This is a genomic window from Microcoleus sp. K1-B1 (genome assembly GCF_036704705.1).
Taxonomy (GTDB): domain Bacteria; phylum Cyanobacteriota; class Cyanobacteriia; order Cyanobacteriales; family Microcoleaceae; genus Microcoleus.
The window spans coordinates 1-5,080 of sequence record NZ_JAUBSH010000093.1 but is presented as its reverse complement, the minus strand read 5'-3'; the positions used below and the strand labels follow the sequence as shown (position 1 = coordinate 5,080).

The 5,080-nt window shown below is 50.1% G+C and carries 2 protein-coding genes; both read left to right on the top strand.

The features are described from left to right. The first annotated feature begins 211 nt into the window (after positions 1-211). Entirely contained in the window at positions 212-958 is a 747-nt protein-coding gene (locus tag QUA83_RS24600; RefSeq protein ID WP_333296509.1) for a DUF928 domain-containing protein, read from the top strand. 110 nt (positions 959-1,068) lie between these two features. Then, complete coding sequence (locus QUA83_RS24595; RefSeq protein WP_333296507.1) at positions 1,069-4,761, top strand: tetratricopeptide repeat protein; 3,693 nt, start codon at positions 1,069-1,071, stop codon at positions 4,759-4,761. The last annotated feature ends 319 nt before the right edge of the window (positions 4,762-5,080 follow it).

Genomic DNA, 5,080 nt, shown 5'->3' with positions numbered 1-5,080 from the left:
TTTGAGAGGACTGAAGAACTCATTAGTCGTCTGAAGACGACTTTCGCTTTGAGGCAGGGGTTTAAACCCCTGCCGGACTGCCGGACTGAGGGTTTGCCCTTAAGCTGACACCAATATCTTTGCACCTTCCCGCAAACGACGCTTGCGGGCAGTCCTCTATTGTGTTTTTGTATTGTTGATTACTGTAGAAATAGTTACACAGGGGATTGCGATGATGACTCACGAGTTGAAGCGTCGAACCGTTTACTCTGCGGGCATTGCGAGTTTAATGCTGAGTGTTTCGTTATGGATCGCCCCTGTAGCGCTGGCAAAATACACTCCTCCTGAAAACCCTTCTAAACCGAAAGAAACGGGGACGAATACCACTCGCAGCGGCGGTTGTGAAGGTAATTCATCGGGGAGATTGACTGCCTTAGTGCCGTTTAGCCATGTGGGAGAGACGATTTCTGGGCATCCGACTTTTACCTGGTTTGTACCCGATAGCCCTCCTCGTCCGCTGCAATTCCGGCTGTTTACTCGCACGGGACAACTGCTCTACAGAACCGAGATGCAGAGTCAGCCGGGGATTATGTCGGTTGCTTTGCCCTCAAATCTGCCCCAACTGTCGATCGGGCAATCCTATCAGTGGCAAGTGGTGTTGGTCTGCGATCCGGATGATCCTCCGAGTAATGTGGTGGCGGCGGCAGAAATCCAAGTCGTTGCGCCTGCGGCGTCGTTGCAGACTCAACTTGCAGCCGCGCAAACTCCCCAACAGCGGATCGACCTGTATGCGGAGTCTGGGCTGTGGTATGACGCGATCGCCGAAGCGCGCAAAGCCTCTGAGACTTCTCAAAACCAAGCTCCTGTGCTGGAATTGCTAGATGCTCTTGCTAGTTCGGAAGCCGAACCTTTGAAAGATTGGAGCGAGCGATTGCGACAAATTAGGGCGATCGAACAACAGCGCCAAGGACAGCGCTAACTTTCGCAATCCAAAGACTAAATCCTATGAAATCTTTCTCGCTAAAACTGCTTAAATCCAGCAATTGTAGAGTGCGATCAGGCTTCCTTTTTCCCCTCGCCTTTTGCTTTTTGTCTGTTGCCTTTTACATTCCTTCCCACTCTCTACTTCCGGTTGTTGCTCAAACTACGGATGCCCGTCAAGCAGAGGGCGATCGGCTAATGAAGCAGGGGCTTCAACAGTATAAGACTGGTCAATTAAGAGCAGCGCTGAATTCCTGGGAACAGGCACTGGAAATTTATCGCGCCATCAAAAACCGCCAAGGGGAAGGTTGGGCACTGGGCTTTTTGGGATTCGCTTACGACTCTCTAGGCAATAATGCCAAAGCCATTGAGTATAGAGAGCAGAGTTTAGCCATCGCCCGCGAAATTAAAGACCGCCAATTGGAGGGTGCTGCACTGGGCACTTTGGGAGATGCTTACCGCTCTCTGGGCAACTATGCCAAAGTCATTGAGTATTCACAGCAACGTTTAGCCATCACCCGCGAACTTAAAGACCGCCAAGGAGAGGGTGCGGTACTGGGCACTTTGGGAGATGCTTACCGCTCTCTGGGCAACTATGCTAAAGCGATTGAGTATGCACAGCAAAGTTTAGCCATCGCCCGCGAACTTAAAGATCGCAAAGAGGAGAGTGCAGCACTGGGCAATTTGGGATTCGCTTACCTGTCTCTGAACAACTCGGCCAAAGCGATTGAGTATACACAGCAGAGTTTAACCATTGCCCGTGAACTTAAAGACCGCAAAAGGGAAGACTTAGCACTGGACATTTTGGGAATCGCTTACCGCTCTCTGGGCAACTATGCCAAAGTGATTGAGTATGCACAACAAAGTTTAGCCATCGCCCGCGAACTTAAAGACCGTCAAGGGGAAGGTAAAGCACTGGGCATTTTGGGATCTGCTTACCACTTTTTAAACAACTCTGCCAAAGTCATTGAGTATTCACAGCAACTGTTAGCGATCGCCCGCGAACTTAAAGACCGCGAAAGGGAGGGTTGGGCACTAGGCAGTTTGGGAATCGCTTACCGCTCTCTGAGCGATTATGCTAAAGCGATTGAGTATGCACAGCAAAGTTTAGTCATCGCCCGCGAACTTAAAGACCGCAAAGGGGAAGGTGTGGCACTGGGCACTTTGGGAGATGCTTACCGCTCTGTGGGCAACTATGCCAAAGTCATTGAGTATTTACAGCAACGTTTAGCCATCGCCCGCGAACTTAAAGACCGCCACATTGAACGTTTGGCACTGGCGAATTTGGGAGATGCTTACTACTCTGTGGGCAACTATGCCAAAGCCATTGAATATGGGCAGCAGAGTTTAGCCATCGCACGCGAAATTAAAGACCCCGAAAGTGAAGGTGTGGCACTAGGCAATTTGGGACTCGCTTACCGCTCTGTGGGCAACTATGCCAAAGCCATTGAGTATGGGCAGCAGAGTTTAGCCATCGCACGCGAAATTAAAGACCCCGACAGTGAGGGTGCAGGACTTGCTAATTTGGGACTCGCTTACCGCTTTGTGGGCAACTCTGCCAAAGCCATTGAGTATGGGCAGCAGAGTTTAGCCATCGCACGCGAAATTAAAGACCGCCACATTGAACGTTTGGCACTGGCGAATTTAGGAGGTGCTTACCACTCTCAGGGCAACTATGCCAAAGCCATTGAGTATTCGCAGCAACTGTTAGCCCTAGCACGCCAAATTAAAGACCGCCAGAGCGAGGATTTGGCACTGGGCCTTTTGGGACTCGCTTACCGCTCTCTGGGCAACTATGCCAAAGCCATTGAGTATTTACAGCAACAGTTAGCCGTCGCCCGCGCAATTAAAGACCGCCGAGGTGAAGGTGTGGCACTGCGCCTTTTGGGAATGATTTACAGCTCTGTGGGCAACTCGGCTAAAGGCATTGAGTATGCACAGCAGTGGTTAGCCATCGCCCGCGAAATTCAAGACCGCCAGATGGAGGGTGAAGCATTGGGCAATTTGGGAACCGCTTACAAATCTCTGGGCAACTCGGCCAAAGCCATTGAGTATGCAGAGCAGAGTTTAGCCATCGCCCGCGAACTTAAAGACCGCCGAGGTGAAGGTGTGGCACTGGGCGGTTTGGGACTCATTTACCTTGATCTGGGCAACTATGCTCAAGCCATTGAGTATGCACAGCAGTGGTTAGCCATCGCCCGCGAAATTCAAGACCGCCAGGGGGAGGGTGTGGCACTGGGTAATTTGGCAGATGCTTACTACTTTCTGGGCAACTCGGCCAAAGCCATTGAGTATGGACAGCAGACTTTAGCCATCGCCCGCTCCATTAAAGACCGCAACGGGGAAGGTAGGGTACTCAACCACCTCGGAGTGGCGTTCTTGAAAGCTGGCAACCCAACAGAAGCTGACAAAATGCTCGTGAATGCCATTCAAGTTTGGGAATCGATGCGGCAAATGCTCGGCTCCAACGACGCGAATAAAGTCTCCATCTTTGAAGGACAAGTCAGCACCTATAACCTTCTGCAACAAGTCCGGGTGGCTCAGAATAACCCCAATGCCGCGTTAGAAATTGCCGAACGGGGACGTGCCCGTGCCTTTGTCGATCTCCTGACACAGCGCTTATCCTCTGGTGATGTCAGTTCGCTCATCGCCACTGCTCCCAACCAGGATCAAATCCGCCAAATCGCCAAAGCACAGAACGCCACTTTGGTGCAGTATTCCATCATCTACGAGATGTTTGAGATTCAGGGCCAACAAGTAGGGCGAGAATCTGCGCTCTACATTTGGGTAATTCAACCTACGGGTGAAATTACCTTCCGCGAAGTAGACCTCAAACCCCTGTGGCAAAAACACAACGCCTCTCTAGCCAACTTAATTATTGGCAATCAAGAATTCCTGGCTGTTCGCAGTCGCAGCAGTTTTGGCTCCACTCAACCCCAACCCAACTTACCAACACTGCATCAACTGCTGATTGACCCAATTGAAACGCTTTTGCCAAAAGACCCCAATGCCCATGTCGTTTTCATTCCCCAAGGTTCCCTGTTCCAAGTACCCTTCCCCGCCCTGCAAGATGCCAACGGCACTTACTTAATCGAAAAACACACTATTCTCACCGCCCCCTCGATTCAAGTATTGGATTTGACTCGACAACAACGACAGAAGTTAGCACAGAAGCCAGTCAACAGCAGCAGGGCTCTAGTATTGGGCAATCCCACTATGCCTAGTGTGTCTGCCTATCCGGGAGAGCCCAAACAGCAATTGTCTCCTCTACCTGGAGCCGAAGCTGAAGCGATCGCGATCGCACCTCTGCTCAATACTCAAGCGATCATAGGCGCACAAGGGACAAAAGCTGCGATCGTCCAACAAATGCCCCAAGCATCTATTATTCACTTAGCAACGCATGGATTGCTGGATGATGTGCGCGGATTGGGAAGTGCGATCGCGATGGCTCCTTCTGGTAGCGATGACGGCTTATTGACTGCAGAAGAGATTTTCGATATGAAACTGCAAGCAAATTTAGTCGTTTTGAGTGCCTGCAACACTGGAGAAGGCAGGATTACCGGGGATGGGGTGATTGGTTTGTCGCGCGCTTTGATTTCGGCTGGAGTGCCGAGTGTGATTGTTTCTTTATGGGCGGTTCCCGATGCGCCGACTGCCGAATTAATGCAGTCGTTTTATCAAAATTTACAAAATAATCCCGACAAAGCACAGGCACTTCGGCAGGCAATGTTAACTACGATGAAAACTCATCCCCAGCCGCGAAATTGGGCGGCATTTACTTTAATTGGGGAGGCAGAGTAAGTTTTTATTAATAGTGGATTGGATATCGATATTTTTATCGCGATCGGGGACTGCTGTTTAACTATTAAATCCAGATCCCCCCTAGCCCCCCTTAAGAAGGGGGGACCGGAAGTGTTCTTAAAGTCCCCCTTCTTAAGGGGGATTTAGGGGGATCTAGATTCGCCTAAAAGCGACATTATGGGGGTCCAGAAACCGGGTTTTTTACGAAATATTTGGTTATGACTCCCAGATTCGGTAAAAAAGGGAGCATCTCAATTATGCAATAAGTAGAAATACTTATAAAAGTAATATGCAAGAATTATGTAAAATGTAAAAACAC